The organism is Hyphobacterium lacteum, assembly GCF_036330345.1.
Taxonomy (GTDB): Bacteria; Pseudomonadota; Alphaproteobacteria; order Caulobacterales; family Maricaulaceae; genus Hyphobacterium; species Hyphobacterium lacteum.
Genome location: NZ_JAZDRP010000005.1, coordinates 155,730 through 181,782, shown reverse-complemented (window position 1 = coordinate 181,782; position 26,053 = coordinate 155,730). Strand labels below are relative to the sequence as shown.

The following is a 26,053-nucleotide window of genomic DNA, read 5'->3' as shown; positions in this document are numbered from 1 at the left end:
GCGGGCCTGATCGGCATATACGCCCCTTCCCAAGAGCGCCGATCGGGCCTTTTCCAGCCCCCCAGCGCGCTCCCGCTGCTTCTTTTTCCCTTATAATACGGATTTCTGGATTTCGCCTAGCTCTGCGACACCCTTGCGCGCCAGCGCAAACAATTCCGCGAAATCGGCCTCCGGCAGCGGCTTGTCTTCGGCTGTGGCCTGGATCTCGACGATTCCACCATCAACGGTCAGTACAAAATTCGCATCGGTCTCGGCCTGGCTGTCTTCCTCATATTCCAGATCGAGCCGGGCCGTGCCGCCAACCACGCCACACGATACCGCTGCCAGCTGGCCATAGACGGGATCGGACTTCAGGACGCCCTCCTCGATCAGCCAGTTGATCGCCAGTTTCAGCGCCACCCAGGCCCCGGTGATCGCCGCGGTCCGCGTTCCGCCATCCGCCTGGATGACATCGCAGTCCAGCGTGATCTGACGTTCGCCAAGAGCCTTCAGATCAACGACCGCCCGAAGCGATCGACCGATGAGGCGCTGGATTTCCTGGGTTCGGCCGGACTGCTTCCCCGACGAGGCTTCCCGACGCATGCGGGTATGCGTGGCCCGCGGCAGCATGCCGTATTCCGCCGTCACCCAGCCCTTGCCGGAATTACGCATCCATGGTGGAACGTTTTCCTCGACCGTCGCCGTGCAAAGGACGTGAGTATTGCCGCATTTGATCAGGCAGGAGCCTTCGGCATAGGGAGAAACCCCGGTCTCGATCACAACATCGCGGAGCGCATCATGCGCGCGGCCATAGGGTCTCATCCCGTCACTCCCTTGAAATTATGCCCGCCCGTCTAGCCTCGCCGGAGCGCGGCGTAAACCACGTACAACGGCAGCGCGGAATTGAACACTACAGCGCCATGTCCTAACTGATGGGCGCCATGTCACAGGAATACCGGACCACGCCCAGCCTGACCGACCTTGATGATCGCTCGCGAATGATATTCCGTGAGATCGTCGAGGCCTATCTCGATACCGGCGATCCGGTTGGCTCCCGCACCCTGTCACGGCGGGAGGGTGTTGATCTGTCGCCGGCGTCGATCCGGAACACCATGTCGGATCTGGCCTCCATCGGCCTTTTGACCGCCCCCCACCAGAGTGCCGGCCGGCTGCCGACCCATGCCGGACTGCGCCTGTTCGTCGACGGCCTCTTGCAGGTTGGCGAGCCGGCGGCCGAAGACCGGGCGGTCATTGAATCGCGCGTCGCGGCCACCAGCCGGAGCGTCAAGGATGTGCTGTCGGAAGCCTCCTCCATGTTGGCCGGACTGGCCGGTGGTGCCGGGCTGGTCACCTCTCCATCGCGCGAAAGCCCGCTGCGGCATGTTGAATTCGTGCCCGTGTCCGCTCGCGAGACCCTGGCCATCCTCGTGGGTGCCGACGGAACGGTAGAGAACAGAATGATGGTGGCCCCGGAAGGCCTTCCGCCATCCGCCCTGGTCGAGGCCGGAAACTATCTGTCAGCGCGGCTCAAGGGCAGGACACTGAAAGAGGCGGGTGACGAAATACGAGCCGAGCTCACCGAACGGCGCGCCGCTCTGGACGAGGCCGCACAATCCCTCGTGGAAATGGGGTTGGCAGACTGGTCAGGCGGTAAGGACCGGGCCCTGATCATCCGCGGTCAGGCCCAGCTTCTGGATAATCTTCAGGCCGCCGAGGACCTCGAACGCATTCGCATGCTGTTCGACGAGATGGAGCGCAAGGAGGGGCTGATTGCCCTTCTGGACAAGGCGCGTGAAGCCGAAGGCGTGCGCCTGTTCATCGGCGCCGAGAACCCGCTTTTCTCCTTGTCGGGTTCAAGTGTCATCGTGGCTCCCTATATGGATAGCGACCGGCGTATTGTCGGCGCGCTGGGCGTGATTGGCCCGACGCGGCTGAACTATGCGCGCGTCATCCCGATGGTTGATTATACCGCCCGCGTCGTGGGCCGGTTACTGGACAAATCCCGCAGCTAGACGGGCAGAGGACAAAAATGGCTGAAGACAAAGACGATATGCCGATCGAGGACCGCATCGAGGAAATCGAGGCTGCTGAAAAGGCGGCTCTCGAGGAAGCCGAGGCCGCAATTGCCGAAGCGGGCGACCCGTCCCCGGAAGATGCGGTTCGCGCCCTTCAGGCTGAACTGGAAGACACGCGCGACAAGCTGATGCGGACCGCCGCGGAAATCCAGAATACCCGCCGGCGCGCCGAAAAAGACGTCAAGGATGCCCGCGAATATGCCATTTCGCGTTTTGCTGGAGACGTGTTGAACGTTGCCGACAACCTCTCCCGCGCTCTGCAGGCCGCTCAGGCCGAGGCCATGGAAGGCGCAGCGAAAACCCTTGTTGACGGTGTCGAGCTGACAGAGAAATCGCTCTTGTCGACACTGGAACGCCATGGCGTGAAGAAAATCGACCCGCAGCCCGGCGAGGCGTTCGACCCCAATCGCCACCAGGCCACGGCCCAGATACCGTCCGATCAGCCGGCCGGCAGGATCGCGGCCAGCTTCGCACCCGGCTATGTCATCGGGGAGCGCATTTTGCGCGCCGCCATGGTGGCGGTCTCGGCGGGCGGTGCGGCTGCGGACGAGGCCCCTGATACATCGGAACCGGGGTCGGGCGTGGATGTAAAGGCCTAGGTTTTCCCGGCCATTGATTTTCCGAGGATATTGGCCTCCCCTGTCACCCAGCACAGGGGAGAACTCAGCCATGACCGAATGGATGCTGGCCACCAATGCCGCTGCGGGCTTTGACCCGTCTGCTGCCACCGACGCCTATATCGCCACCATGGATGCTGCCGCCCGGGCGCGATCGGACGCCTATTTCGAAGGCGGATACTGGCTGATCCTGGTTAATCTGCTCGCCGGGCTCGCCATGGCCTTCCTGCTGCTCCAGACCGGCTTTTCAAAGGGCCTGCGCGACCGGGTTCAGGGCGTTGTGAAATCAAAATCCCTCACCGTGGCCGTATATGCAGCGGCCTACACGCTGGTCACAACGCTTGTCCTCTTCCCGCTGACCATCTGGCAAAACTATTTCCGCGAGCATGAATACGGTCTGTCGACCATGACGATGGGCGCCTGGCTGAATGAGCAACTGATCGGCCTCGTCATGGGCATGGTGATGGCCGCCGTCTTCCTGACGATCTTCTATATCGTCCTGCGAATTGCCAAATCGGCCTGGTGGATCTGGGGCGCCGGCGTTTCCGTCATTTTGCTGGCAATGATGATCTTTGTCGCGCCGGTCTATATCGACCCGTTGTTCAACGAATACACGCCGATGGAAGAAGGCGAGCTGCGCGCCGACATTCTCGCCATCGCCGAAGCCAACGGGATTCCGGCCGACGACGTCTACGTTTTTGATGTTTCCCGCCAGTCCAACCGGATCACGGCCAATGTGAACGGCCTGTTCGGCACGACCCGCATCGCCCTGTCAGACACGCTGATAGAGAATACCGATCCTGACGAGGTGCTAGCCGTGATGGGCCATGAAATGGGCCATTACGCGCTCAATCATCTCTGGGAGATGTTCACCATCTTCGGAGTTGTCCTGGCCATCGGCTTTGCCTTCACCAACTGGATGTTCAACGCGGTCAATGCGCGTTTTGGCAGGAATTGGGGGATTTCCGGCATATCCGATATTGCCGGCCTGCCCCTGCTGGCGGCCTGCCTGTCGGTTTATTTCTTCATCATGACGCCGGTCTTCAACACGGTGATCCGGACCAATGAGGCCGAGGCCGACCTGTTCGGCCTGAATGCTGCTCGTGAGCCCGACGGATTTGCCACGGTCTCCTTACGCCTGGCCTCCTACCGCAAGATCGATCCGGGTTATTGGGAAGAATTCATCTTCTTTGATCATCCCTCCGGCCGGGCCCGGGTCTCCATGGCGATGGAATGGAAGGCGGGTCAGCTGGCCCTGGGCGCAGAAGACCAGACGCCGGAGCTTCGTCTCGACCGCGCCGAAGCCATCATGCAGGAGCTGGCGGAGTAAGCGCGGCGAATGTCTCCGGAAATCCAGCTCTTCTGGCTGAGGTTGGCGCACACAGTAATCTTCGGTGCCTGCCTCGCTGCACTCGCCTGCCTGGCAATATTTGCCGTCAGCGGTGCCGGGCGCACGGCCGCCATCTGGTCGCTGGTCGCGCCTTTCACCATTCTCGCCGGCCTGCTGATCAACCGTGGGCGCTGTTTTCTACAGACCCGGGCGCGGCGGCTCATGGGAATGGATGAGGGTTGGGCCCGGGACATCTTCTTTCTTCCGGAAAGCTGGGCGGTGAGGGTGGTGAAGGTCTTCTTTCCGCCTTTCACACTGGCCGTGCTCGGAACGCTGCTCCGGCTGGCATTTGCCTAGGGCAGAGTCACCCTTCGCATGGTGAGGTTCAGCCGGCCACCCTGCGGCACCAGGGTTGATGTACCCGGATAGATCCGGTCAACGCCGTGATAGCAGCGCCGGGCGTCACCGCCGAGGACGATCACATCTCCGGAGGACACAATGAAGGAGCGGGTCTTGCCCTTGCGCTCCGGGCCGCCCAGCCGGAAACGCGCCTTGTCGCCCAGCGAGACCGACACCACGGCGGCATCGGTGGCTTCCTCGTCCCGGTCGATATGCAAGCCCATCCGCGAGGCTCCTGTGTAGTAATTGACGAGGCAGGCCTCGAAACGCGCCGGATAGTCAGCAACCGAATCCCAGAGGCCGGTCAGCAGGCCGGGCGGCTCCGGCCAGGGCGCGCCGGTTTTCGGATGGGCCGGCTCATAGCGATAGCCTATCTCCTTGTCGGTCACCCAGCCCAGCGGACCGAAATTCGTCATCGTCACACTCATCGGCTGACCGGTGCGCGGCATGCGGGGTGTGAAGAAAGGGGCAGATTGCGTTGCCGCCATTACCGCATCAACCAGCGCCTTTTGCTGATCCCGGTCAAAATAGCCGGGCAGATATCTGAAACCGTCTGGAAATCCGCCGCTCATGCCGGGCAAGATGGCCCTTTGGGCGCGGAAATCCACCCGTAAATTGCGTCAGTCCGGCACCCGCTGACGCCGGCGCGGCTCACCCTCCTCATCGATATTGCGGTTGCGGTGGCGCAGCCTGGCCGGAACGCGCTCTTCGGCTTCGCCTGTAGTCTCCGCGTCTTCGCTGCCTTCCGACGATTGCGGATTGGCGGACGAGCGCTGCTGGATCACATGCGACAACTCATGACCCATCAGCCCGGTATCCGGGCTACCGGCTTCACCCAGGGTGATATCACGCCCGTTGGAAAAGGCCCGCGCGCCAGCACTGTCCGCCGCGCTGTCCGCGCTGCTGTCTGTATGGACAGCGACGTTTGAAAAATCACTGCCCAGCGAAATTTCCATACCTGAGCGCGCTTCATCGGATACGGGTGCGCCACTTCCATTGTCCTGCGCAATGGCCGGTGCCGGAACTGCCAGCACGCAGGCAACCACACACAATTTGTGGATTTTCATCCCGACCTCCCTTTTCTCCCGCACATCATAGTCAAAAAACGCCTGAACCGCGCCTGAAATGATTCGTCTTTTGCCCTTGCGGGCGCTGTTCTGGCTTCCTATCTCCGCAAACGAGCCGGGAAACCGGCAATCGGTAACAGATGAAGCAGGCGACAGGGCCTGAACCCGTGGGGGGTTTTCATCACGCCGGATAGCGCTACGGGCTGCCCGGATGTTCAAGAAAGCCTCGCCCGACAAAAACGGAGACGCATACGTCATGAGCAAAGTGATTGGTATCGACCTGGGGACCACAAACTCGTGTGTCGCGGTCATGGACGGCGGCAGCGCCAAGGTCATCGAGAATTCCGAAGGTGTGCGTACCACGCCGTCGGTTGTGGCTTTCACCGAGGATGGTGAGCGCCTGATCGGCCAGCCGGCCAAGCGCCAGGCTGTAACCAATCCGGAGCAGACCTTTTTCGCGATCAAGCGTCTGATCGGCCGCAATATGGACGATCCGATGGTCAAGAAGGACGCCGGCATGGTGCCCTACAAGATCGTGGCATCCGATAATAACGATGCCTGGGTTCAGGGCCGCGACAGGAAGTATTCTCCGTCCGAGATTTCGGCCTTCATTCTCCAGAAAATGAAGGAAACCGCCGAATCCTATCTTGGCGACAAGGTCGAAAAGGCCGTGATCACGGTTCCGGCCTATTTTGATGACGCACAGCGTCAGGCCACCAAGGATGCCGGCAAGATTGCCGGTCTGGAAGTGCTGCGGATCATAAACGAGCCAACCGCGGCAGCCCTCGCCTATGGTCTCGACAAGGGTGAAAACAAGACGATTGCGGTCTACGACCTCGGCGGCGGCACGTTTGACGTGTCCGTGCTGGAAATCGGGGACGGCGTGTTCGAGGTGAAGGCCACCAATGGTGACACCTTCCTGGGCGGTGAGGATTTTGACCTCCGGATCGTCGATTACCTTGCTGACGAGTTCAAGAAAGAGAATTCGATCGATCTCCGCCAGGACAAGCTGGCGCTTCAGCGCCTGAAGGAAGAGGCCGAAAAGGCCAAGAAGGAACTGTCGTCTGCTTCCTCCTATGAAGTGAATTTGCCCTTTATCACGGCAGACGCCTCAGGTCCGAAACACCTGACCATGAAGCTCTCCCGCGCCAAGCTGGAAGCGCTGGTCGAGGATCTGGTCAAGCGCACGATCGAACCTTGCAAGAAGGCGCTGAAGGATGCCGGCCTGTCGCCTTCCGACATTGACGATGTGGTTCTGGTCGGCGGCATGACCCGCATGCCCAAGGTCCAGGAAGCTGTTCAGGGCTTCTTCGGCAAGGAACCGCACAAGGGTGTGAACCCGGACGAGGTCGTGGCCATGGGCGCCGCCATCCAGGCGGGTGTCCTGCAAGGTGATGTGAAAGACGTTCTGCTGCTCGACGTGACCCCGCTGTCGCTGGGAATCGAGACGCTGGGCGGTGTTTTCACCTCGCTCATCGAACGTAACACGACCATTCCGACCAAGAAGTCCCAGACCTTCTCGACGGCTGAAGACAACCAGCAGGCCGTGACCATCAAGGTCTTCCAGGGCGAGCGTCAGATGGCCGCCGATAACAAGCTGCTGGGCCAGTTTGATCTGATGGGTATTCCGCCGGCACCGCGCGGCATGCCGCAAATCGAGGTCACCTTCGACATTGATGCCAACGGTATCGTCAACGTGTCGGCGAAGGACAAGGCAACGGGCAAGGAGCAGCAGATCCGTATCCAGGCCTCTGGCGGTCTGTCCGATGCCGATATCGATCAGATGGTGAAGGACGCCGAGGCCAATGCCGACGCCGACAAGAAGCGCAAGGAGCTGGTCGAGGCCCGCAATAATGCGGAAGCCCTGCTCCATCAGACCGAGAAGCAACTCGAAGAGTTCGGCGACAAGGTCGGCGAAGAGGAAAAGAACGCCATCAATGCGGCTGCCGACGAGCTGAAATCCGTGAAGGATGGCGAGGACGCCTCTGAAATCCAGGCCAAGACCCAGGCTCTGGTCCAGGCCGCCATGAAGCTGGGCGAGGCCATGTATGCGGCCCAGCAATCGGAAGCGTCGAATGATGACGAGACGCCCGAGCAGGATGACGATGTTGTCGACGCGGAATATTCCGAGGTTGATGGCGACGACACTAGCGACGGCGACAAGAAAGAAAGCGCTTAAGACTTTCTGCAAGACTGGCTGGCGCACCTTAGGGTGCGCCGGTCCATTCGGGGTGTTCCATGGCCAAGCGTGATTATTACGAAGTGCTCGGGGTTGACCGTTCGGTCGACGAGAAGGCGTTGAAAAGCGCCTACCGCAAGCTGGCCATGCAATATCACCCGGACCGGAATCCGGATGATGCAGAGGCCGAGGCCCGCTTCAAGGAAGTCGGCGAAGCCTATGCTGTTCTGTCTGACCCCCAGAAACGCGCTGCCTATGACCAGATGGGCCATGCGGCCTTCGAAGGCGGCATGGGTGGCGGTCAGGGTCCGTTTGGAGCCGGTGCACAGAATGCTGATTTCGCCGACATTTTCGAACAGGTGTTTGGTGATGTCTTCGGCGGTATGGGCGGACGCAGGGCCGGTGGACGCAGGAGTAGCGGGCCGAGCCGCGGTTCCGATCTCCGCTATGATCTGGAGATTTCGCTTCAGGATGCTTTTGGCGGCAAGTCCACGACCCTGAAGGTTCCGACCAATCTGACCTGCGAGCGCTGCGATGGTAACGGCGCCGAGCCGGGAACCTCGCTGGAAACCTGCCCACAATGCGCCGGAGCCGGGGTGATCACCGCCGGGAACGGCATGTTCCGTATCCGTCAGACCTGTCCGCGTTGCGGTGGTCAGGGCAAGACCGTGACAACCCCCTGCAATGAATGCGATGGCGTTGGCCATGTTCGCAAGGTTCGCACACTGGATGTCGACATCCCGGCCGGCGTTGAGGACGGCATGCGCATCCGTCTGGCCGGAGAGGGCGAGTCCGGCGCGCGCGGCGGACCCAGGGGCGATCTCTATATTTTCGTCTCCCTCAAGCATGATGAGTTGTTCGAGCGGGACGGCCCCAATCTGTATTGCCGCGCCACCGTTCCCATGGTGACGGCCGCTCTGGGCGGAACGATCTGTTGCCCGGTGATTGATGGCGGCAAGGCTGATTTGAAAATCCCCTCGGGCTCCCAGACCGGCAAGCGCATGCGGCTCAAGGGCAAAGGCATGCCGCGCCTGCGGGGCGGGCCTCGTGGTGACATGATTGTCGAGCTATATGTGGAAACCCCGAGGAACCTGACAGACCGGCAAAAAGAGCTGCTCGAGGAGTTCTGCGAACTATCGGGCGGAAATTGTAACCCGGAATCCGATGGTTTTATCGGCAAGGCCAAGCGTTTCTGGGACGACCTGACCAGCGAGGACGGTCGCCCGAGCGTCTAGGCGGACGGAGCCGTCAGATACCAGAGAGCGGCTTTCTGGATATCCGATGCGTAGGTTTTCCTTGCCTCGGGCCGTTGATCGAGATCGCCCTGGAACAAGGCGCCATCGCGGCTGAGGCCCAGAATAAGCCGGATCATGAAATCTGCCGCCATTGGCGCAAAGTGTGGCGGTTTGATTTTCAGGACATTCAGGGTTTGAGCGAGATCCGCTTCAAACGCGGGCGGAGGCACGGCGAGATCGCTCGTCCGGCCGGCCAGACGCGCCAGAAGCGACCGGTTGGCCAGAGCATGCTCAAGGCATTCGGTTGAGAGGCTGCCGATCCAGCGGTGAACATCCCGGTGCCGGCGCGCGTCCTGGTTGGCTGCCGCCAGCTTTTCAACCAGTTCCTCCATCCGGTCTGCGTAAAGCGCGTCCATGGCAGCGGCCTTGTCCGCAAAGCGGCCATAGAAGGCGCCCACCGACGATTTCGCAGCGCGGGCTATGTCGGCAACGGTAAGAGAATCGATGCTCTGATCCTTCAGCGCGCGGTCGAGAACTTTCAGAATCCGCTTGCGTGTCGCACGGCTCCGCGCCTGCATTGCGGGACGCACGCCCGCCTCACTGGCAGCGACATCGTCCTGTTCTTTTAACCAATTGCTCACAGGCTCGACCTGAAAGTTGAAACGAATCAGCTATTTGTTGGTTACTATAAAATAGAACCGAATTCCAGTTCTTATAATAGGGGGACACGCGGAAGGAGAATGTGCAGGCTTGTTAATAGCCTGTAGAGAGAGTGAAATACGATTCTGTAAACAGGCTCAGCCGGGAAGCGCTCACCATGACCATAAAACTGACCATTGTCGGAGCCGGTGGACGACTTGGATCGGCAATAGCGCGAGAAGCCATACAGGATGAACGCTTCGAACTGGTGGGCGGCGTCGTCCGCTCGGATTCGGATCATGTGGAAAAGGATCTCGGCGAACTGGCCGGCACCGACTGGATAGGCCGCACCAGCGTTATCCGCCTCGAGGACGCCCTTGAGGGTGCCGATGTCGTCATTGATGCCTCCGCACCCGAAACCTCGGCCGCTATCGCCCGCCGGCTCGCCGATCTGGGGGGGCCGGCCCTGATTTGCGGCGTGACGGGCCTGTCGGCCGATCAGACCGATGCCCTGCACCTGGCCGCCGAGCGCATGCCGGTTCTCGCCTCGCGCAATTTCTCGATCGGCATCGCTTTGGTGGAAATGCTTGTTGCAACGGCCGCTGCGGGCCTTCCCATGGAAAAGTGGGATGCAGAGATCAGCGAAACCCACCACCGTTACAAGGCAGATGCGCCGTCGGGAACCGCCATGATATTGGGCGAAACGATCGCCAAGGCCCGTCAGCAGATACTGGATATGGTCGCCGAACGTGGCCGCAGTACGAGGTCGGGCCGCCGCACTCCGGGCACTATCGGTTTTGCGTCCCAGCGCGGCGGGGCGGTTATCGGTGACCATGATGTCCGTTTTCTGGGCGATTTCGAGGAGATATCGATCAGTCACCGGGCTTTCGATCGCCGGGTCTTTGCCATTGGCGCCCTCACTGCCAGCCAATGGCTGCTCCGTCAAAAACCCGGCCTTTATGCCATGCGCGACATTATTGGCGGCTAGCAGCCTTTCCTTACGCGACAGCGCAATCCCCTGCTTGACCTGGCCTGACAGACGCGAGACAAGAGTTTTCGTCAGGAGGTGACATGAGCCGCGCCCGCCGTCTCGTCGAAATTGTCCGCGTTCTCAAGGCCGCGATCCCCGGTTCCTTGACCGCGCATCAGATTGCCGAGCGTTTCAAAGTCTCGGAGCGGACCATCTATCGTGACATGGCCAAGCTCATTGATTCCGGCGTTCCCATCGAGGGCGAGGCCGGTTTGGGATATTGGCTGGCACCGGATGACGGCCCGCCACCGATCTCACTCACCTGGCGCCAGGCACAAATTCTTTGGCGCGGCGCAAGGCTAATCGCTTTGACGGCAGATGAAGATGCTGCTGAGGATGCCGAAAGAGCCCAGGAAACCCTCGAGAAAATGCTGGGCCATCAGCGGGTTTCAAGGCTGGAAACCCACCCGTTGCTGTCACTTACTGACAAATTGAGGCCGGTGGAGGCGGTGCTGTCGGCCTTCCGGAAGGCCATGGAGACCGGCCATCCCGTCCGGATAATCTATGTCGATCTCGATGAAGAAGATCGTGAAATCGAAGGCCGCGCCGTCTCTGTCACCCCGATCGGCGAAATGTCGATTCTAACATTGTCAGTAGATGACAGGCTGCATCATTTAAGGGCTGAACGGATTCGCAAAATCCGGCTTCGGGCCTGACTACCAGCTGCCGCTGTTTTCCATGGACGCCCAGGGTTCTTGGGGTTCCCGCGCCTCGCCCGATTGCAACAGCTCGACCGAAATGCCGTCCGGCGATTTGACGAAGGCCATGCGGCCGTCCCGCGGTGGCCGATGGATCGTATATCCCATACCCGCGAGATGGGAGCAGACGGCATAGATATCCTGGACGCGATAGGCGAGGTGACCGAAATTCCGGCCACCGGAATACTCCTCCGGATCCCAGTTGTGGGTCAGTTCAATCGTCGGGAGGCCTGAAGGAATCGGGCTTTCCTCGCCCGTAAATCCACCGCGTTTCATATCGTCACGGCTGGCGAGAAAGATCAGCGTGAACCGTCCCGCCTCGCTGTCATAGCGGCGGATCTCCTGCAGCCCCAGGCCGTCACAGAAAAAGCGCAGCGATTCATCGACATCGCTGATCCGGATCATGGTGTGGAGATATTCCATCGTCAGTCCTCGCTATTTTCTCTTTGTGCGGCGATCACACTGGCCCGGCGAGCCCATTTAGGCCGCCCGCGACGAATGACAACATCATCCAGCGGCTCGCCTCTCGCCCGCATCAGGGCTGCCTGGAAGGCTTCGGGTGCCCGGCGGTGGTGAAAGCGGGCGGCGACATAGCCACATAAAGCCCAGGCACCGATCAGGCCGAAGAACAGATAGAACATCCAGGGATAATAGCCCGGTGCGAACCACTCTCCGGCGTCCAGAACCACGATAATCCAGTCCCAGAAGGCAAACAGCGCATAGAGTGCAAAGGGCGTAATCAGAATAGCGGCGATGAGCGTTGCAGCGGCATAAAGCGTCCAGCGGGGGGCGTGTCCATCAACGTAGATCCTGACGAAGGTCGGCTGATCGACCCCCTCGATGGTCTGCGGCCGGTCACCCTGCCGGGCAGCGTATTCAGAACGGGCATCGCTGCGCAATCCGGCAACAGCAATGAACCAGCGCAAAACCAGCAGGACCGCTATTAGCGCGGCAACAATTCCGGCAACGGCAAAAGGATTGATCATGCGAACTATCTAGGCGCTTGCCGCCTCATACGCCAGCATGGCGCGCTTGCGATTCACACCCCAGTGATAACCGGTCAGGCGTCCGTCCGATGCCAGAACCCGGTGACAGGGGATCAGCCAGCTGACGGGATTGGCGCCAACAGCCGCGCCGACCGCCCGTGACGCTTTCGGGGTGCAGACTTCCGCGGCAATATCCCGATAAGTGACCGTCTGACCGGCCGGTATGGTCAGTAGAGCCCGCCAGACCTGCCTCTGCCACGGCGTTCCATAAAGAGCCAGAGGGATCGGCCCGTCGCCTTCGGCAAAAATACGCTCCGCCCAGCGCAGGGCTTCGCCATCATCGCGGACATACTCGGCGGCAGGATAGCGCGCGCGGAGGTCTTCAAACGCAGATTCGACACTGGGATCAGCAAAAGCCAGCGCCGACAGGCCGCGCGGCGCGACAAGAAACACGCCATTCCCGAACGGTGTCGGGGCTGTGCCCCAGAGAAAACCGAGGCCCGCGCCTTTTGCCCTGGCCTGACCCGGTGTCACCTGCTCATGGGCGATGAACAGGTCATGCAACCGGCCCGGCCCGGACAGGCCCGCCTCGAAGCTGGCATCCAGAATGTTGGCGCCGCCATCAATCGCCTCGCGCGCCGCAGAATGGGCCAGCGCGCCGACATATTTCTTGGGACTCACACCAACCCAGCGCGAAAAGATCCGCTGGAAATGATGCGGTGAAAGCCCTGCCGACCGCGCAGCAGAGTCCAGATCGGGATGATCGCGCCAGAAATCGCCCAGAAAACTGAGCGCATCGCTGATCCTGTCAAAATCACGCTCGGCGGCATAAAGATCATACGGGATCGGATCGTTTGAAGTCATCATGGCTTCCTGATGAAGCAAGAAAGTGCCCTGCGCCACCCGATTCTTGCGGCGCCGGCAGTGTGGCCTTCCTGATGGCCCGCCCGATCGCCTCTCCGAGATCCGGCCGCTCCGCCGGACTGAGGAAGCTGCCGACGATCAGCCTCTTTCCGGACGCCGATAATTCAATGGCCGCATCATGCTTTCCGGCCTCATGCACCCTCACTTTTGTCCATGCCGTGGGCAGAACATAATGACGAACCGCCCCGTTCGGGTGCTGGCGATGAACCAGGATACGATCGCGCGCAATCCGGATGATTTCCCTTCGGCGGCCGTCGCGATAACTGACTTTGAACGCCATCCAGACCAGCGCCACATCCAGGCCGAAAAAGAAGGGGATCGGCCAGGCGCCCATCCGCCAATAGGCCAGCCCGGCTGCGAAGCTGACGCCACAAAGCACCGCCATCAGGACGATAAATCCCGGATTCGGCAAGGACCGGTTGGGCGCCAGAACGGCATCCATGAAAAGCGGCTCCTCCGGAGCGTCTGGCAAACCCGGTTCGGCGGGGCAGGTTTCGATCAGATTGCGCATGGATCGGATTATAGGACCGGGGCGGGGAAAGTCGCGTGACGATCGCAAGTGTTTGCCGTAGGCGTTCAGGAATGCCTGATCTCGCCGCTCTTCTGCTTTTTTTCCTGACTGTGCTGCTGATGGAATTAACGCCCGGTCCGAACATGGTCTGGCTGACCATTATGAGTGCCTCTGAAGGCCGGCGCGCCGGCCTTGCCGCGACAGCCGGTATCGGCCTGGGCCTTCTGACCATTGCCCTCGCGTCAGCCTTGGGGCTTGCGGCGCTGGTCGAGAGCAATCCGGTTCTGTTTGAAATCCTGCGATGGGGCGGGTGTGGGTTCCTTTTATTCCTGGCCTGGGAAGGTTGGCGCGAGGCCGGAGAAAGTTCGGCTGCGCGGATCGGGAAATCATCAGCCCGCCACGCATTTCACGGCTTCACGATCAATGTGCTGAACCCCAAGGCGGCCATCTTCTATGTGTCCGTCCTTCCCCAATTCATCGACCGCGATGGCGCGATCGCGATACAGGCCGTCTTTCTGGCCATCCTGTCCGCTATCATCGCGACCTTTGTCCATCTCGGGCTTGTGGTCGCCGCCAGTCATCTGCACGGACTGATCGATCATCCGGCCCGGTTCAGGCTGGCGCGGCGGATCCTGTCCGTGTTGCTGGCCGGTGTTGCGCTCTGGCTTTTGGCCTCCACCGCACGCTAGATTTCAACCTATTGGATCCGGAGCGCTGCATGCCGCGAAAGAAGAAACCCGCACCTTTCACAACGGAAGAGGCCACAGATTTCTTTGCCCGCCTGGCGGAAGTGCGTCCCGAGCCCGCGACCGAGCTCGACTATGTCAATCCGTTTACGCTGGTTGTCGCTGTTGCCCTGTCAGCGCAAGCCACCGATGTCGGGGTCAACAAGGCCACAAAGAACCTTTTCGCTGTCGCCGATACGCCGGAAAAGATGCTGGCCCTGGGTGAGGATGGCATTCGCGAACACATCAAGACCATCGGTCTGTTCCGGAACAAGGCCAAGAATGTTTTCGCGCTATCCAGAATGATCCTCGAGGATTTCGGCGGCGAAGTTCCGCAAACTCGCGAGGAATTGGAGACGCTCCCCGGCGTTGGCCGGAAGACGGCCAATGTGGTGATGAATGAAGCCTTTGGGGAGCCCACGATTGCCGTCGACACCCATATTTTCCGGGTCTCGAACCGGACCGGCCTTGCGCCCGGAAAGAATCCGCTGGAGGTCGAGCTGAAGCTCGAGAAAATCACGCCGTCACAATATCTGAAGGGCGCCCATCACTGGCTGATCCTTCACGGGCGCTATACCTGCAAGGCGCGCAAGCCGGATTGCGGAAATTGTGCCGTCGCCGATCTTTGCCGGTTTGACGAGAAGACGCCTGCCTAACCCGGCCGGACAATATCCTCATAGCCGAACGCATCCCGCAGCCCGTCGCGCAGATCGCGCATATTTGGAGCCCGGCAGCCCTGATACCAGGTCACCGTGTGCGACCCGCGGCGGGTTGTGTAGGTGATGGTGATGGACGGCATGTCGGACAGTTCCGGTCCCGGACAGACATCAGGATTGCTGAATGTGTAATTCTCCGGCAGCCGGAAAAAGTCCGCTCGGTCCAGCAGATCGCGCATCTGCACGAAGCTGCCGCGAGGAAGGTCACCCTCCGAAAATCCATTGATGCGGGTAAAGCGTTGGCCGTCCAGCTCGTAATGATCGTCCGGTGTTACGACCAGCTCGTAGATCGGGCAGGCGCCAAAGCACGGCCCTTCGGATATTTCGATCCGATCGCTGGAATTGCCGGTCGTCGCGCAGGCGGCCAGCGCAAACAGCGAAAGGGGGATGAGGAAGGCGCGCATCGGACATTCACTCCTGGTGACGTCCGGTCATGATGACCGGATTTCAGGGTTATGTCATGAAGCTAGCCGGGTTTTTGCTAACAGCCGGTCAAGAGCGGCAGCGAAATATGCGCCCAGAAACTCGCCCTGCTCGGGATACAGATAGGGTTCGATCAGCTCCAGCTCCATCACATTCCAGCCGCCATCCGCGCCACGCATCATGTCAACGCGCGCGTAAAGCAAAGGACCGTCGACCGCCGCCAGGGCCGCCTGCGCCACATCCAGCGCATCATTTGGCGGGTCGGCCCTCTCCTCTTTCGCGCCATACATGGATTGTGTGCGGTAATCGCCCGGCTTTGGCCGCTTGACGAGGCCGTGGGAAAAGATCCGGTCAAAGAAAAGCAGCGTCAGCTCGCCTTCGCTCTCAGCCGCCTTCAGAAAAGGCTGGATCAGGCAGGCTCCCGGGGGGAGCTGATCGGCCGGAGGCATGGCCTCGCCCCGCTTCAGCCGGGCCTGCCGCCAGGCACTGGCGCCGATCCGCGGCTTGATCACCACATCGTCCGCCTCAAGCGCGTCGAAAGCCGCACTGATGGCTTCACCGGTTGCAGCCTCGGCCCAGACCGTTGGAATCGTGGGCACACCCTGATCTGCGAGATCCCTAAGATAGGATTTGTCGGCATTCCACACCACGGTTTCCAGCGGATTCAGCAATGGGACCCTTGTGCTTATTCGCGACAGCGTTTCGATGAAGGCCTCGGGTTTCTGCATGTAGTCCCAGCACGTCCCGATGATCACGGCCTCATAATCACCCGGATCAAAATCCGGATCATCCCAGACGCATTCTTCCAGCTCGATCATCCGGGCCTTGCAGGCGGGTTGGAGTGCCGCGAATTCCAGCGTGTGTTCCCAGGCGTCCTCACGGGCATCCGGGTGGCTTTCGATCATGCAGGTGGCGGTCAGAAAAGCGATGCGTCTCATGGCTTGCCGGTTAGCTCTTCGGGAAACAGTCTGCAAGCTTGCAGGGCGGACGGGCCCGCGCTAGGCCGCTCACATCCTTTTTACTCCGGAAAGCGGGAGCCCCAGAATGAGCCAGGCCCTCTATGACGTGATCGGTGTCGGTAATGCGATCGTCGATGTGATCGCCTCCTGTGACGACGCTTTCCTGGCCAGCCAGTCCATCGAGAAAGGCGCCATGACGCTGATCGACGAAGCCCGGGCCGAGCAGCTCTATGGTGCCATGGCACCGGGTCAGGAAATTTCCGGGGGATCCGCCGCGAATACGCTTGCAGGTATCGCCTCTTTCGGCGCAAAGGGCGCCTATATCGGAAAGGTGGCCAAGGACGAGCTGGGCGAGATTTTTCGCCACGACCTCAATGCCGCCGGTGTCGATTACAAGACCGCTCCCCTGGCAGAAGGTCCGTTGACGGCGCGTTGTCTGATCAATGTGACGCCGGATGCCCAGCGGTCCATGTCGACCTTCCTGGGTGCCTCTGTCTTCTTCTCCGAGGAGGATATTGACGCCGAGAAGATCGCTGCGTCCCGGATCACCTATCTTGAAGGCTATCTGTTCGACCGCGACGAGGCCAAGGCGGCCTTTGTCCGGGCTTCTGAAATCGCCCGGGCCGCCAATCGCCTGACATCCTTAACGCTCTCCGACAGCTTTTGTGTTGACCGGCACCGCGCCGCATTCCGTCAGCTGGTTCGTAATCACATTGATATCCTGTTTGCCAATGAGGCCGAACTGCTCTCGCTTTACGAGACAGATAATTTTGATGAGGCGCTGACAGCAGTAACGGCAGAAACCCGTATCGCCGCCATTACCCGGTCAGAGAAGGGAGCTGTTCTGATCCGTGATGGCCAGACCACGGCCATCGCTGCAGAGCCGGTCAGCAAGGTTGTCGACACGACTGGGGCAGGCGATCTGTTTGCGGCCGGAATGCTGACCGGCCTGGCCAAAGGGCTGGATCTTGAGGTCTGCGGTCGGCTTGGCGCCATCGCCGCTGCCGAGATTATTTCACATATCGGCGCTCGTCCGAATGTCAGCCTGAAAGGGTTGGCCGGAAAAGCCGGTATCTCTCTTGGCGGTGCCTAGGTCTTGCCGGGACGTTAACCGTGTCGATCAAATGCTGACAGGACCCGTTAACGAAACCTGATCGGGATTTTAACCACGTTTCAAACCCTTTCTGTCACGTTTGCGCCGAACGAAAAGAAATTTCCGGGTGGCGGGACGTGATTATCGACGGACTTTCCCAACAGATCAGTTTGGTTGTCTGTGCCGCTTCGTGCCGGAGGAAACGGGACTAAGGGCGCTTTATGGCACCGCTTCACAGCCTCATCTCGCGCTTCATGCGCTCCCTGACTGTGAAATTCACAGTGATGACGGCGCTGCTGATGATTGTCACCGCAGCCATCCTCATGGTGATCGAAAATCGCAGTGACCGGCGCGAGCATGAAGCCATGCTGATCGAGCGGGCCGGCCTGAAGGCGCAGCTTCTGGCGCTGAATGTGTCCGAAGACATTACATCGGATGACCGGGTCCGCCTGCAAGCGCGTGTCGCCCAGATTGTAGACCGCGCTGACATCAATCTGGCCTTCATCGCGGATGCCCGCCGCCGCATGCTGGTACACAGCAATCCCGCCAATGCCGACGCGACCGGACTTGCGACTGATCCCCTGGTCGTCATGGCGATCGGATCCGGCGAGACACGAACAGAAATCCGCGGCAGTCAGGTTCATGTGGCTGCGCCGGTCTACAGTTCTGCCGGGCGCCTCACGGGTGTCGTCTACACGGAATCCCCGATGGACGAATTGCGGGCTGCAGCACGGGCGGCTTTCCAGCGTCATACGCTGACGGCAATTGCAGCCCTGTTGATCCTGTTGCCGATTGCCGGCGCGCTGGTCTTCTTCTCATTGCGGCCCATTGGCCATCTGATAGAGGCCGCTCGCACCGCTTCGTCAAAATCACTGGATGTCCGCATCAATGTCAAAACCGGTGACGAGCTGGAAGTTCTGGCCAATGCCTTCAACCGCATGCTGTCCCGGATCGATTCAAACCTTAAACGGATTCACCGGCTGGCTTATGTCGACATGGTGACCGAACTGCCCAATCGCGAACGCTTCCGCAAGGAAGTGGAACGCGTCACCCGCAAGGCTGTCGAAGACAATACCAGCGGCGCTGTCATGTTCCTGGATCTCGACCGGTTCAAGCGCGTGAATGATTCCCTGGGAATCGGCGAAGGCGACCGGCTGCTGGAAATGGTAGCTCGCCGCTTGCGGGAATCGGCTCGGGGTTTTGATCTCGCCAAGGGGGGTCAGGGCGAGCCGTCAATGGTCGCGCGTCTGGGCGGTGACGAATTCACCCTGCTGATCCCGCATATCGACAATTCGGCGGATATCGCCCGCTTTGCCCAGCAGATCATCGGCGCTATCAGCCGCCCGTTTGATGTCTCGGGACACCAGGTTTTCCTTGGCATCAGTGTGGGCGTCGCTGTTTTCCCGCAGGATGGCGCTGAACCGGAAAGCCTTCTGCGTCACGCCGATCTGGCCATGGCCCATGCCAAACAGTCCGGCGGTAATGCCGTACACTTCTTCGAACAGTCGATGAACCAGTCTGCCTTCGAGCGTCTGGTGCTGGAGAATGAACTGCGCGATGCCGTGAAAAAGAACCAGCTGACAGTCTTCTATCAGCCGAAAGTGCGGATGAATGATGGTGTGATTGCCGGATCCGAAGCACTGGTGCGCTGGAACCATCCGACATCAGGCCTCCTCTCGCCCGGTCATTTCATTGATGCGGCAGAAGAATCCGGCCTGATTGTGGAGATTGGCGACTGGGTGATGCGCGCCGCCTGCGAGCAGGCCGCGGATTGGGCCAGCCATGGCTTGCGCTTGCCGGTAGCCGTCAATGTCTCGGCCATGCAGTTCGAGCGCCCGGGTTTTGCTGACAATGTCCTCGAAATTCTCGAGCAGACGGGGCTTTCACCGGAATTGCTGGAAATCGAACTGACCGAATCCACTGCCATGCGCGATCCGCAACGGGTGATCGATCAGATCCAGCCGCTGCGCGACCGCGGCGTCAAATTCGCCATTGATGACTTTGGCACCGGTCACTCATCCCTGTCCTATCTGACGCGGATGCCCTTCGACGTCTTCAAGATCGACCAGAGCTTTGTCCGTTCCATGTCACGGGATCCACACTCTCGCGCCGTGGTCGACACCATCCTGGCGCTCGCGCGGGCATTGAAGCTGAAAACCGTTGCGGAAGGCGTCGAAACCTCCGAGCAATTGGCGGCTCTGCGTGAAGAAGGCGCCACCCTGGCCCAGGGCTATCTGTTCTCGAAGCCGGTACCGGCTGACGAGTTCGAATCCTACGCCCGCGCCAGCATCGCTGACGAGATTTCTGTCGCATCCGCCTGACAAGAACGGCTTGACCTGACCTTCCAGCAATCGGACCCTGTATGCAAAGGCATGCGGAGACGATCATGACATCCACGCAGGAAGGCCCCGGCTGGCGCGGTACCACCATTCTTGGCGTACGCAAGAACGGCAAGTTTGTTCTTGCCGGAGACGGCCAGGTATCCGTCGGGCCGACCGTCATGAAAGGCAATGCCAAGAAGGTGAGGCGGCTGGCCGGTGGCAAGGTGGTCGCCGGTTTTGCTGGCGCCACGGCAGATGCTTTCGCCTTGTTCGAACGTCTGGAGTCCAAGCTGGAAAAGCATTCCGGTCAACTCGCCCGGGCCTGCGTCGAGCTGGCCAAGGACTGGCGGACGGACCGGTATCTCCGCAGGCTCGACGCCATGCTGATCGTCGGTGACAAGGAAACAACCTTTCTGATTACCGGTGCCGGTGACGTGCTGGAGCCGGAAGACGGCGTCGTCGCCGTCGGATCCGGCGGCAATTACGCCCTGTCGGCGGCCCGCGCCCTCATGGAATATGAAGATGATGCCGAGGTACTCGCCCGCAAGGCCATGGCTATCGCAGCGCGTATCTGCGTCTACACCAATGACCAGCTGACCATAGAAATTATGGAAAACTAGCGCGCAAAGATCTGGCTATCGTCGCGGAAGGTCTTGAATTCCAGCGCATTTCCGCTCGGATCAATTACGAAAAATGTCCCCTGTTCGCCGGGCTTCCCGGCAAAACGCACATAAGGGTCGATCAGGAAGTCGGCGCCCTCGGCCTGAAGCCTGTTGGCCAGGTCTTCCCAATCGTCCCATTGCATCAGCAGGCCGAAATGACGCACCGGAACCTTTTTTCCGTCAACATCATTGGCGATGGCACCGCTACACTCCTCGGGCGCATAATGTGCAACCACCTGGTGGCCGAACAGATCAAAGTCGATCCAGTGCCCGGGATCCTCGCGGCCTTCAGGACAACCCAGCAGGCCGCCATAGAACTGACGGGCCGCTTCCAGATCATGAACGGGAAAGGCCAGATGAAAGCGTGGGCGCGCGGCTTGGGTCATGACATTTCTCAGTTCAGGGCTTTGTAGAATGGTGTGGCCGGGACTAAATCCGATAATCATCTAGACCGGAAAGACCGCTCTGCCCATGACCGATTTTTCACCGCGCGAAATTGTCTCGGAACTCGACCGCCACATTATCGGTCAGAAGGATGCCAAAAGGGCCGTTGCCATAGCCTTGCGCAATCGCTGGCGGCGGCGTCAGCTGGACGCCGGTCTGCGCGAGGAAGTCACGCCCAAGAATATTCTGATGATCGGCCCGACCGGCGTCGGCAAGACCGAAATATCCCGGCGCCTGGCCAAGCTCGCCAGGGCACCGTTCATCAAGATCGAAGCGACCAAGTTTACAGAGGTCGGTTATGTTGGCCGCGATGTGGACCAGATCGCCCGGGATCTGGTAGAAGTTGCCATTTCGATGGTCCGCGAGGAAAAGCGCGAAGCCGTGAAGGCCCGCGCTCATGCCGCTGCGGAAGACCGTGTGCTTCAGGCGCTTGTCGGCACCAATGCCGGGGACGCAACTAAGGACAGCTTCCGCAAACGTCTTCGCGATGGCGAGCTGGACGATAAGGAAATCGAGATCGATCTGGCCGAAACCGCTTCACCTTTCCAGCAGCTGGACATTCCGGGCATGCCCGGTGGTGCCGGCGTGCTGAATCTTTCGGACATTTTCGGCAAAGGGTTCGGCGGCAAATCGAAACGGATCCGCACTACGGTTCGCGAAGCCTATGAGCCCCTGATCGCCGAGGAGGCCGACAAGCTGATCGATGAGGGCGCAATAGCCAGCGAAGCGATCCAGCTCGCGGAAAATGACGGTATCGTTTTTCTCGACGAGATCGACAAGATCACGGCCCGCTCCGACGCGCGCGGTGCTGATGTGTCGCGCGAAGGCGTCCAGCGCGATCTGTTGCCACTCATCGAAGGCACCACAGTGTCGACCAAGCACGGCCCTGTGAAGACCGACCACATCCTCTTCATCGCCTCCGGCGCCTTCCACATTGCGAAGCCGTCCGACATGCTGCCCGAGCTTCAGGGCCGGCTTCCGATCCGGGTCGAACTGAGGGCCCTGACCAAGGACGATTTCAAACGTATCCTGACCGAACCGGAAGCCAGCCTTATCAGGCAGTATACGGCGCTGATCGGCACCGAAGACGTAACGCTGGAATTCTCCGACGAAGCTATTGACGAGATCGCCGAGCTGTCAGCCCAGGTCAATGAAAGTGTCGAGAATATCGGCGCGCGCCGGCTTCAGACGATTATGGAGAAATTGGTCGAGGAAGTTTCCTTTACTGCGTCGGACCGGGCAGGTGAGACAATCTCCATCGACAAGGAATATGTTCGTAAGGCTGTTGGCGACCTTGTCCAGGATGCCGATCTCTCGAAATTCATTCTCTGAGCCCGCTGCGGATCATCACATAATACGCTCCATCCCCGCCATGTCTGCGATGGGCCGGCGAATAGCCTGATACCAGATGGCGCAATTCCGGCTCGGAGAGCCATTCCGGGAATCGCCGCTTGATCACACCCGGAAGCGCCTCTCCGGGCGCTCTTTCCCGTGCACTGGTCTTGCCCTTGCCGGTAATCACCAGCACACAGCGGAAACCTCGCGACCGGGCGCCATGCAGGAAATGCCCCAGCGCCGTACGGGCGGCATCCTGTGTCATGCCATGAAGATCAATACGGGCATCAATAGCTACTCGCCCGCGGCGCAGGCGGCGTTCGGCAGAGCGGTCCTGAGGAGGCGCCGGCGATCTTGGTGTTGCTGGCGCAGCCTTCACCGTCGACCTGGAGCGTCCCGTGCCGGTGACCGCCGGCGGATCAATCAGCTCTCCGAAATTCTCGCCACTATCACTGTCATGCGGCCGGATCGGTTTGACCGTTTCGGTCACCTTGCGCCAGATCTGGCGTTCGTCCGGACGCAGGGTGCGCTTTTTCATGCCGGAGGCAAAAGCCGCTCGGCAACGGCATGGGGCAGAAGAATAATCCAATCGGCCTGCGAACGGGTCGAGCCCGCGCGGCGCTCTGCTGTCTCACCCCAACCGTAGAAAAGATCGCCCCGCATGGGTCCGGTAATGGCCCCGCCAGTATCCTGCGTCACAAGCATGCCCCGCCAAGCCGGCGCATCCGGCAGGTCAGCGCCCAGAATGACCGGCACCCCATAGGGCAGGAAGGACGGATCCACCGCGATCGAGCCCATCGGCGTCAACGGCAAGCCAGACCCGCCTCTGGGGCCCAGATCCGGATCGGGCAGGTTTTCCAGTCCGAAAAAGATGTAGCGGCGGTTGATGGAAAACAGCTCTGCCGTCGCAGCGGGTCCGTTCGCCTCCAGCCAGGCCTCGATTCCGGCCTTGGACGCCTGGTGCAATTCCAGTTCCCCGCGTGCGACCAGCTCTCGTCCTATCGAGGCATAGGGCAGGCCATTATGAGCCGCAAAGGCTGCCCTGACGGTCTCTCCACCCTCGAAGACCAGCCGCCCTGAACCCTGAATTTGCAGAAAGAAAACATCAATAGGCCGGCCCCAGGCAAGAGGTTCACCACTTTCCGCCAGTTCGATCTGGTTCCGCGACCGGTAAGGGACAAAGCGGTTGCCATCGACCATTCCCATGATGCGGTGTCCCGAAAGTTCCTCGGAGAAGGCGCCAAGATCAGCCATCAGCAGATCATCCGGCCTCGCGCGGATCGGGTGGGAGAACTCGGCGTCCGGCTCATGCCGGACCTCCAGCATGGGTTCATAATAGCCGGTCAGCAGACCGGTTTCGGCGCTTTCGGTCCGCACTCGCACCGGAACAAACCGGGTTTCGAAAAAGGCTTGCGGATCGGTTGCGTCACGGTCGCGGCAAACCGCCTGCCAGTCGCCCACCGGGCCGGCAAGAGGCGCGCGCTCCGACATGGGAAGACCGGGCGGGAGCTGCCCCATGGCCGCACAGGATCTGCCAAAGGCTGCCATGGCCGGACCGGTATCCATCTCAGGCCAGCCCGGCACTTCAGACCAGTCGAGGCCTTCAAAAACCAGATCACCGGCCACCGGCGCTGGCGGCTCGGTTATTTCAGGTTCGGGTTCGGGAGCCGGCTCCGGCGCACGCTCGCAGGACAGCAGGAAAAGGCCGAGCGCAATCGCGCTAAGCCGTACGAACACCGGCAAGTTTCCAGTTGGGGTCACGGCTGTTGGCATCCTTTTCGAAGGTCCAGATCTCTTCCACCGTGGTCAGGCGTGTGAGGTCACCGGACACGACGTTGCCGTCCTTGTCTTTCGTTTCGGTTGAGATGTCCGCCTTGAACCGGACTTTCACCCGGAAGACGCCTTCATCGCGCGTGCTTTCCAGAAGCTTTGCTTCGGCAATGCGCTCGATTTCGGTGACCGAAACCTGCTGGTTTTTCTCGCGCTCGGAAATAGCCTTTTCATAGCGGCCATAAACATTGGTGCTCAGCAGGGGCCGGAGCGCCTCGCGGTCGCCTTTCGCAAACCCTTCCACAATCAGCGCATAGGCTTTCCTGGCACCGTCGAGGAATTCTGCGGGATCCATATCAACCACCCAGCTGGACCGGGCTTCACCGTCCGCCATGGCGGGGGACAATTCTGCCGGATTGCCCGCATCGTCTTCCGAAGGTGTTACAGGCCGTAAATCCGGCGTATGGCCGGTTTTACGGCCCAGCACGGTAAACAGCCGATAGCCGAAAAAGGCAGCGGCACCTGCGGCGATGAGAAGGGTAATGACCTCCATGGACTTGCTCTGAATCTCCGACACGATCTGTGATCACCATAACATAGGGTGGCTTGCGCTCTGAGTCAGCCCGCAGCCTGCGTCTTGCCCCGGCTTCGCGCACATGTTACCCGCCCGCCTTCATGTGGCAGTCGCAGACAGATGGCCTGCCCCAAACGCGCTGGAGAGACGAGCATGGCTGATACGCCGGAAACAGGCGGAAATCCGCAGGACAATAATCCCCAGAACATGCCGTCAATGCGCATGCTGGTTCAGTATGTGAAGGATCTGTCCTTCGAGAACCCGGGTGCGCCCGTCACGCTTCGCGCGAACCAGGCCCAGCCGAACATCGATATCAACATCGATGTCCAGGCCCGCGGCATGGAAGACAATGCGTATGAAGTCACCATCATCATGTCGGCCCAGGCCAAGCGCGGTGACGAGACGACCTTCATCTGCGAGCTTTCCTATAGCGGTCTCTTCGAATTGCTGAATTTCGACGATGCTGCGCGTCAGCCCATGCTGCTGGTTGAATGCCCGCGGCTGCTCTTCCCCTATGCCCGCCGCGTCTTTGCTGATGCAACACGCGATGGTGGTTTCCCGCCGCTGATGCTGGAGCCGATCGATTTTGCCGGTCTCTACCGCCAACAGCTTGCCCGCCAGCAAGCGGGTGGCCAGGCACCTGAGGGTGCCGCACCGGTTCAGTAAGTCAGATCAGCCCGCCTGATTTCCAGATCGGGCTCTCTCCCAGCGTGGCAACGAAGGCTTCATGCGCTTCACGCTCTTCCATTGTGAGGCGCGTGACCAGCGGTTCGGGCCGGGCCGGGCGTTTCGGGAAAGTGACGCTTCCGCCCGCCTCGCCTCTGTCATCTGACAGGTCGAGCGCCCTTTCGCGGCCGCCATTCAGTTCAAGATAGACGTCCGCCAGAAGCAGGGCGTCAATGATGGCACCGTGCTTGTCACGGGTTTCCAGCGAAATACCAAAACGCTTGCAAAGAGCATCCAGCGAAGCGTGCGCGCCCGGAAATTTCTTTCGCGCGATGACAACTGTATCCACCCAGCGGTCATTCTCGATGATCGGCTTGCCGATCCTGGTCAGCTCCATATTGATGAAACCGCGGTCGAAAGGAGCGTTGTGCGCCACGACACGGGCATCGCCGACGAATTCCAGAAAACCATCGGCGACATCAGCAAAGAGCGGTTTGTCGGCAAGGAACTCTGCTGTCAGCCCGGTGATCTCGGTCACTTTTTCGGGGATAGAGCGCTGCGGATTCACATAGGCGTGCCAGGTTCGGCCGGTTGGAATGAAATCCTCGACCTCGACGCAGCCCAGTTCGGTGATCCGGTCTCCCGTCTGGGGATCCAGCCCTGTCGTTTCGGTATCGAAGACAATTTCCCGCATGG

The 26,053-nt window shown here is 60.4% G+C and carries 30 protein-coding genes; 15 read left to right on the top strand and 15 right to left on the bottom strand.

What is annotated here, in order from left to right; genetic code table 11:
- Nucleotides 1–90: 90 nt before the first annotated feature.
- On the bottom strand, nt 91–801 hold the full coding sequence (gene rph / locus V0U79_RS09810) for a ribonuclease PH (protein WP_330199325.1): 711 nt from the start codon (nt 799–801) through the stop codon (nt 91–93).
- Between the two features lie 119 nt (nt 802–920).
- On the opposite strand from rph, the gene hrcA reads away from it, so the two are divergent.
- The 4 genes from hrcA to V0U79_RS09790 all read left to right on the top strand — a co-directional run bounded on the left by hrcA (nt 921) and on the right by V0U79_RS09790 (nt 4,358).
- On the top strand, nt 921–1,991 hold the full coding sequence (hrcA, locus tag V0U79_RS09805) for a heat-inducible transcriptional repressor HrcA (RefSeq protein WP_330199324.1): 1,071 nt from the start codon (nt 921–923) through the stop codon (nt 1,989–1,991).
- Nucleotides 1,992–2,008: 17 nt separating this feature from the next.
- A complete protein-coding gene (grpE, locus tag V0U79_RS09800; protein WP_330199323.1) occupies nt 2,009–2,653 on the top strand; it encodes a nucleotide exchange factor GrpE in 645 nt (214 codons plus the stop codon).
- A gap of 70 nt (nt 2,654–2,723) precedes the next feature.
- Nucleotides 2,724–4,001: a M48 family metallopeptidase gene (locus V0U79_RS09795; protein WP_330199322.1), complete on the top strand. Its 1,278-nt coding sequence runs from the start codon at nt 2,724–2,726 to the stop codon at nt 3,999–4,001.
- A gap of 9 nt (nt 4,002–4,010) precedes the next feature.
- Nucleotides 4,011–4,358, top strand: a complete 348-nt coding sequence (locus V0U79_RS09790; protein WP_330199321.1) for a hypothetical protein — start codon at nt 4,011–4,013, stop codon at nt 4,356–4,358.
- Here V0U79_RS09790 and V0U79_RS09785 read toward each other — a convergent pair.
- Nucleotides 4,355–4,972, bottom strand: coding sequence for an alpha-ketoglutarate-dependent dioxygenase AlkB family protein (locus tag V0U79_RS09785; RefSeq protein ID WP_330199320.1), 618 nt, complete (start codon nt 4,970–4,972; stop codon nt 4,355–4,357). The two genes, V0U79_RS09790 and V0U79_RS09785, sit on opposite strands and share 4 nt — an antisense overlap.
- 48 nt (nt 4,973–5,020) lie before the next feature.
- Nucleotides 5,021–5,467 (bottom strand): eCIS core domain-containing protein, encoded by a 447-nt coding sequence (locus V0U79_RS09780; RefSeq protein WP_330199319.1) that lies wholly within the window; start codon nt 5,465–5,467, stop codon nt 5,021–5,023.
- A 256-nt stretch (nt 5,468–5,723) separates the two neighbouring features.
- Between V0U79_RS09780 and dnaK the strand changes: the two genes are divergently transcribed.
- Together dnaK and dnaJ are read left to right on the top strand one after the other, a co-directional pair.
- On the top strand, nt 5,724–7,646 hold the full coding sequence (gene dnaK, locus V0U79_RS09775; RefSeq protein WP_373696462.1) for a molecular chaperone DnaK: 1,923 nt from the start codon (nt 5,724–5,726) through the stop codon (nt 7,644–7,646).
- Between the two features lie 59 nt (nt 7,647–7,705).
- Nucleotides 7,706–8,881 (top strand): molecular chaperone DnaJ, encoded by a 1,176-nt coding sequence (gene dnaJ / locus V0U79_RS09770; RefSeq protein WP_330199317.1) that lies wholly within the window; start codon nt 7,706–7,708, stop codon nt 8,879–8,881.
- Here the strand turns inward: dnaJ and V0U79_RS09765 are convergent.
- Nucleotides 8,878–9,522: a TetR/AcrR family transcriptional regulator gene (locus V0U79_RS09765; RefSeq protein ID WP_330199316.1), complete on the bottom strand. Its 645-nt coding sequence runs from the start codon at nt 9,520–9,522 to the stop codon at nt 8,878–8,880. The two genes, dnaJ and V0U79_RS09765, sit on opposite strands and share 4 nt — an antisense overlap.
- A 176-nt stretch (nt 9,523–9,698) precedes the next feature.
- Between V0U79_RS09765 and dapB the strand changes: the two genes are divergently transcribed.
- Together dapB and V0U79_RS09755 are read left to right on the top strand one after the other, a co-directional pair.
- Nucleotides 9,699–10,508, top strand: a complete 810-nt coding sequence (gene dapB, locus V0U79_RS09760) for a 4-hydroxy-tetrahydrodipicolinate reductase (RefSeq protein WP_330199315.1) — start codon at nt 9,699–9,701, stop codon at nt 10,506–10,508.
- Nucleotides 10,509–10,591: 83 nt separating this feature from the next.
- Nucleotides 10,592–11,206 (top strand): helix-turn-helix transcriptional regulator, encoded by a 615-nt coding sequence (locus V0U79_RS09755; RefSeq protein ID WP_330199314.1) that lies wholly within the window; start codon nt 10,592–10,594, stop codon nt 11,204–11,206.
- On the opposite strand, the gene V0U79_RS09750 is transcribed toward V0U79_RS09755, so the two are convergent.
- The 4 genes from V0U79_RS09750 to V0U79_RS09735 are packed head-to-tail and all read right to left on the bottom strand — an operon-like array spanning nt 11,207 to nt 13,669.
- Nucleotides 11,207–11,671, bottom strand: a complete 465-nt coding sequence (locus tag V0U79_RS09750; RefSeq protein ID WP_330199313.1) for a VOC family protein — start codon at nt 11,669–11,671, stop codon at nt 11,207–11,209.
- 2 nt (nt 11,672–11,673) lie between these two features.
- Entirely contained in the window at nt 11,674–12,234 is a 561-nt protein-coding gene (locus V0U79_RS09745) for a hypothetical protein (protein ID WP_330199312.1), read from the bottom strand.
- A gap of 9 nt (nt 12,235–12,243) precedes the next feature.
- On the bottom strand, nt 12,244–13,098 hold the full coding sequence (locus V0U79_RS09740) for a methylated-DNA--[protein]-cysteine S-methyltransferase (protein ID WP_330199311.1): 855 nt from the start codon (nt 13,096–13,098) through the stop codon (nt 12,244–12,246).
- Nucleotides 13,070–13,669: a DUF2244 domain-containing protein gene (locus tag V0U79_RS09735; protein WP_330199310.1), complete on the bottom strand. Its 600-nt coding sequence runs from the start codon at nt 13,667–13,669 to the stop codon at nt 13,070–13,072. The genes V0U79_RS09740 and V0U79_RS09735 overlap by 29 nt, the downstream gene beginning before the upstream one ends.
- A 71-nt stretch (nt 13,670–13,740) precedes the next feature.
- Here V0U79_RS09735 and V0U79_RS09730 point away from each other — a divergent pair, with 71 nt between their 5' ends.
- Both V0U79_RS09730 and nth read left to right on the top strand, forming a co-directional pair.
- On the top strand, nt 13,741–14,358 hold the full coding sequence (locus V0U79_RS09730) for a LysE family translocator (protein ID WP_330199309.1): 618 nt from the start codon (nt 13,741–13,743) through the stop codon (nt 14,356–14,358).
- Nucleotides 14,359–14,387: 29 nt separating this feature from the next.
- The gene (nth, locus tag V0U79_RS09725) at nt 14,388–15,050 is read left to right on the top strand and encodes an endonuclease III (RefSeq protein WP_330199308.1); all 663 of its coding nucleotides are present in this window, start codon (nt 14,388–14,390) and stop codon (nt 15,048–15,050) included.
- On the opposite strand, the gene V0U79_RS09720 is transcribed toward nth, so the two are convergent.
- The gene (locus V0U79_RS09720; RefSeq protein WP_330199307.1) at nt 15,047–15,514 is read right to left on the bottom strand and encodes a DUF6438 domain-containing protein; all 468 of its coding nucleotides are present in this window, start codon (nt 15,512–15,514) and stop codon (nt 15,047–15,049) included. The two genes, nth and V0U79_RS09720, sit on opposite strands and share 4 nt — an antisense overlap.
- A 54-nt stretch (nt 15,515–15,568) precedes the next feature.
- On the bottom strand, nt 15,569–16,471 hold the full coding sequence (locus V0U79_RS09715) for an ATP-grasp domain-containing protein (RefSeq protein WP_330199306.1): 903 nt from the start codon (nt 16,469–16,471) through the stop codon (nt 15,569–15,571).
- Between the two features lie 106 nt (nt 16,472–16,577).
- On the opposite strand from V0U79_RS09715, the gene V0U79_RS09710 reads away from it, so the two are divergent.
- From V0U79_RS09710 to hslV, 3 genes are all read left to right on the top strand, one after another.
- Nucleotides 16,578–17,585 carry an adenosine kinase gene (locus V0U79_RS09710; protein ID WP_330199305.1) on the top strand — a complete coding sequence of 336 codons (1,008 nt, stop codon included), beginning with the start codon at nt 16,578–16,580 and terminating at the stop codon, nt 17,583–17,585.
- A 221-nt stretch (nt 17,586–17,806) separates the two neighbouring features.
- A complete protein-coding gene (locus V0U79_RS09705; protein WP_330199304.1) occupies nt 17,807–19,906 on the top strand; it encodes a putative bifunctional diguanylate cyclase/phosphodiesterase in 2,100 nt (699 codons plus the stop codon).
- A 65-nt stretch (nt 19,907–19,971) separates the two neighbouring features.
- Nucleotides 19,972–20,526: an ATP-dependent protease subunit HslV gene (gene hslV, locus V0U79_RS09700; RefSeq protein ID WP_330199303.1), complete on the top strand. Its 555-nt coding sequence runs from the start codon at nt 19,972–19,974 to the stop codon at nt 20,524–20,526.
- On the opposite strand, the gene V0U79_RS09695 is transcribed toward hslV, so the two are convergent.
- Entirely contained in the window at nt 20,523–20,954 is a 432-nt protein-coding gene (locus V0U79_RS09695) for a VOC family protein (RefSeq protein ID WP_330199302.1), read from the bottom strand. The two genes, hslV and V0U79_RS09695, sit on opposite strands and share 4 nt — an antisense overlap.
- Before the next feature lie 85 nt (nt 20,955–21,039).
- Between V0U79_RS09695 and hslU the strand changes: the two genes are divergently transcribed.
- The gene (gene hslU / locus V0U79_RS09690; protein WP_330199301.1) at nt 21,040–22,344 is read left to right on the top strand and encodes an ATP-dependent protease ATPase subunit HslU; all 1,305 of its coding nucleotides are present in this window, start codon (nt 21,040–21,042) and stop codon (nt 22,342–22,344) included.
- Here the strand turns inward: hslU and V0U79_RS09685 are convergent.
- The 3 genes from V0U79_RS09685 to V0U79_RS09675 are packed head-to-tail and all read right to left on the bottom strand — an operon-like array spanning nt 22,334 to nt 24,670.
- Nucleotides 22,334–22,885 (bottom strand): Smr/MutS family protein, encoded by a 552-nt coding sequence (locus V0U79_RS09685; protein WP_330199300.1) that lies wholly within the window; start codon nt 22,883–22,885, stop codon nt 22,334–22,336. The two genes, hslU and V0U79_RS09685, sit on opposite strands and share 11 nt — an antisense overlap.
- The gene (gene mltA, locus V0U79_RS09680; protein WP_330199299.1) at nt 22,882–24,084 is read right to left on the bottom strand and encodes a murein transglycosylase A; all 1,203 of its coding nucleotides are present in this window, start codon (nt 24,082–24,084) and stop codon (nt 22,882–22,884) included. Before mltA ends, V0U79_RS09685 begins: the two co-directional genes overlap by 4 nt.
- Nucleotides 24,068–24,670 carry a Tim44/TimA family putative adaptor protein gene (locus tag V0U79_RS09675; protein ID WP_330199298.1) on the bottom strand — a complete coding sequence of 201 codons (603 nt, stop codon included), beginning with the start codon at nt 24,668–24,670 and terminating at the stop codon, nt 24,068–24,070. The genes mltA and V0U79_RS09675 overlap by 17 nt, the downstream gene beginning before the upstream one ends.
- A gap of 174 nt (nt 24,671–24,844) precedes the next feature.
- On the opposite strand from V0U79_RS09675, the gene secB reads away from it, so the two are divergent.
- A complete protein-coding gene (gene secB / locus V0U79_RS09670; protein ID WP_330199297.1) occupies nt 24,845–25,357 on the top strand; it encodes a protein-export chaperone SecB in 513 nt (170 codons plus the stop codon).
- A 1-nt stretch (nt 25,358) separates the two neighbouring features.
- Here secB and dnaQ read toward each other — a convergent pair whose 3' ends face one another.
- On the bottom strand, nt 25,359–26,051 hold the full coding sequence (gene dnaQ, locus V0U79_RS09665; protein WP_330199296.1) for a DNA polymerase III subunit epsilon: 693 nt from the start codon (nt 26,049–26,051) through the stop codon (nt 25,359–25,361).
- Between the last annotated feature and the right edge of the window lie 2 nt (nt 26,052–26,053).

What these genes read in the sequence shown, in the direction of transcription:
- V0U79_RS09790 (WP_330199321.1), top strand. Translation starts at nt 4,011, where the DNA reads ATGTCTCCGGAAATCCAGCTCTTCTGGCTGAGGTTGGCGCACACAGTA.
- V0U79_RS09730 (WP_330199309.1), top strand. Translation starts at nt 13,741, where the DNA reads ATGCCTGATCTCGCCGCTCTTCTGCTTTTTTTCCTGACTGTGCTGCTG.
- nth (WP_330199308.1), top strand. Translation starts at nt 14,388, where the DNA reads ATGCCGCGAAAGAAGAAACCCGCACCTTTCACAACGGAAGAGGCCACA.
- V0U79_RS09780 (WP_330199319.1), bottom strand. Translation starts at nt 5,467, where the DNA reads ATGAAAATCCACAAATTGTGTGTGGTTGCCTGCGTGCTGGCAGTTCCG.
- V0U79_RS09710 (WP_330199305.1), top strand. Translation starts at nt 16,578, where the DNA reads ATGAGCCAGGCCCTCTATGACGTGATCGGTGTCGGTAATGCGATCGTC.
- hrcA (WP_330199324.1), top strand. Translation starts at nt 921, where the DNA reads ATGTCACAGGAATACCGGACCACGCCCAGCCTGACCGACCTTGATGAT.
- dapB (WP_330199315.1), top strand. Translation starts at nt 9,699, where the DNA reads ATGACCATAAAACTGACCATTGTCGGAGCCGGTGGACGACTTGGATCG.
- V0U79_RS09705 (WP_330199304.1), top strand. Translation starts at nt 17,807, where the DNA reads ATGGCACCGCTTCACAGCCTCATCTCGCGCTTCATGCGCTCCCTGACT.
- hslV (WP_330199303.1), top strand. Translation starts at nt 19,972, where the DNA reads ATGACATCCACGCAGGAAGGCCCCGGCTGGCGCGGTACCACCATTCTT.
- V0U79_RS09715 (WP_330199306.1), bottom strand. Translation starts at nt 16,471, where the DNA reads ATGAGACGCATCGCTTTTCTGACCGCCACCTGCATGATCGAAAGCCAC.
- V0U79_RS09750 (WP_330199313.1), bottom strand. Translation starts at nt 11,671, where the DNA reads ATGGAATATCTCCACACCATGATCCGGATCAGCGATGTCGATGAATCG.
- V0U79_RS09795 (WP_330199322.1), top strand. Translation starts at nt 2,724, where the DNA reads ATGACCGAATGGATGCTGGCCACCAATGCCGCTGCGGGCTTTGACCCG.
- grpE (WP_330199323.1), top strand. Translation starts at nt 2,009, where the DNA reads ATGGCTGAAGACAAAGACGATATGCCGATCGAGGACCGCATCGAGGAA.
- hslU (WP_330199301.1), top strand. Translation starts at nt 21,040, where the DNA reads ATGACCGATTTTTCACCGCGCGAAATTGTCTCGGAACTCGACCGCCAC.
- V0U79_RS09755 (WP_330199314.1), top strand. Translation starts at nt 10,592, where the DNA reads ATGAGCCGCGCCCGCCGTCTCGTCGAAATTGTCCGCGTTCTCAAGGCC.
- V0U79_RS09745 (WP_330199312.1), bottom strand. Translation starts at nt 12,234, where the DNA reads ATGATCAATCCTTTTGCCGTTGCCGGAATTGTTGCCGCGCTAATAGCG.
- dnaK (WP_373696462.1), top strand. Translation starts at nt 5,724, where the DNA reads ATGAGCAAAGTGATTGGTATCGACCTGGGGACCACAAACTCGTGTGTC.
- V0U79_RS09785 (WP_330199320.1), bottom strand. Translation starts at nt 4,972, where the DNA reads ATGAGCGGCGGATTTCCAGACGGTTTCAGATATCTGCCCGGCTATTTT.
- V0U79_RS09720 (WP_330199307.1), bottom strand. Translation starts at nt 15,514, where the DNA reads ATGCGCGCCTTCCTCATCCCCCTTTCGCTGTTTGCGCTGGCCGCCTGC.
- V0U79_RS09695 (WP_330199302.1), bottom strand. Translation starts at nt 20,954, where the DNA reads ATGACCCAAGCCGCGCGCCCACGCTTTCATCTGGCCTTTCCCGTTCAT.
- V0U79_RS09685 (WP_330199300.1), bottom strand. Translation starts at nt 22,885, where the DNA reads ATGAAAAAGCGCACCCTGCGTCCGGACGAACGCCAGATCTGGCGCAAG.
- V0U79_RS09740 (WP_330199311.1), bottom strand. Translation starts at nt 13,098, where the DNA reads ATGACTTCAAACGATCCGATCCCGTATGATCTTTATGCCGCCGAGCGT.
- V0U79_RS09675 (WP_330199298.1), bottom strand. Translation starts at nt 24,670, where the DNA reads ATGGAGGTCATTACCCTTCTCATCGCCGCAGGTGCCGCTGCCTTTTTC.
- dnaJ (WP_330199317.1), top strand. Translation starts at nt 7,706, where the DNA reads ATGGCCAAGCGTGATTATTACGAAGTGCTCGGGGTTGACCGTTCGGTC.
- V0U79_RS09735 (WP_330199310.1), bottom strand. Translation starts at nt 13,669, where the DNA reads ATGCGCAATCTGATCGAAACCTGCCCCGCCGAACCGGGTTTGCCAGAC.
- secB (WP_330199297.1), top strand. Translation starts at nt 24,845, where the DNA reads ATGGCTGATACGCCGGAAACAGGCGGAAATCCGCAGGACAATAATCCC.
- rph (WP_330199325.1), bottom strand. Translation starts at nt 801, where the DNA reads ATGAGACCCTATGGCCGCGCGCATGATGCGCTCCGCGATGTTGTGATC.
- dnaQ (WP_330199296.1), bottom strand. Translation starts at nt 26,051, where the DNA reads ATGCGGGAAATTGTCTTCGATACCGAAACGACAGGGCTGGATCCCCAG.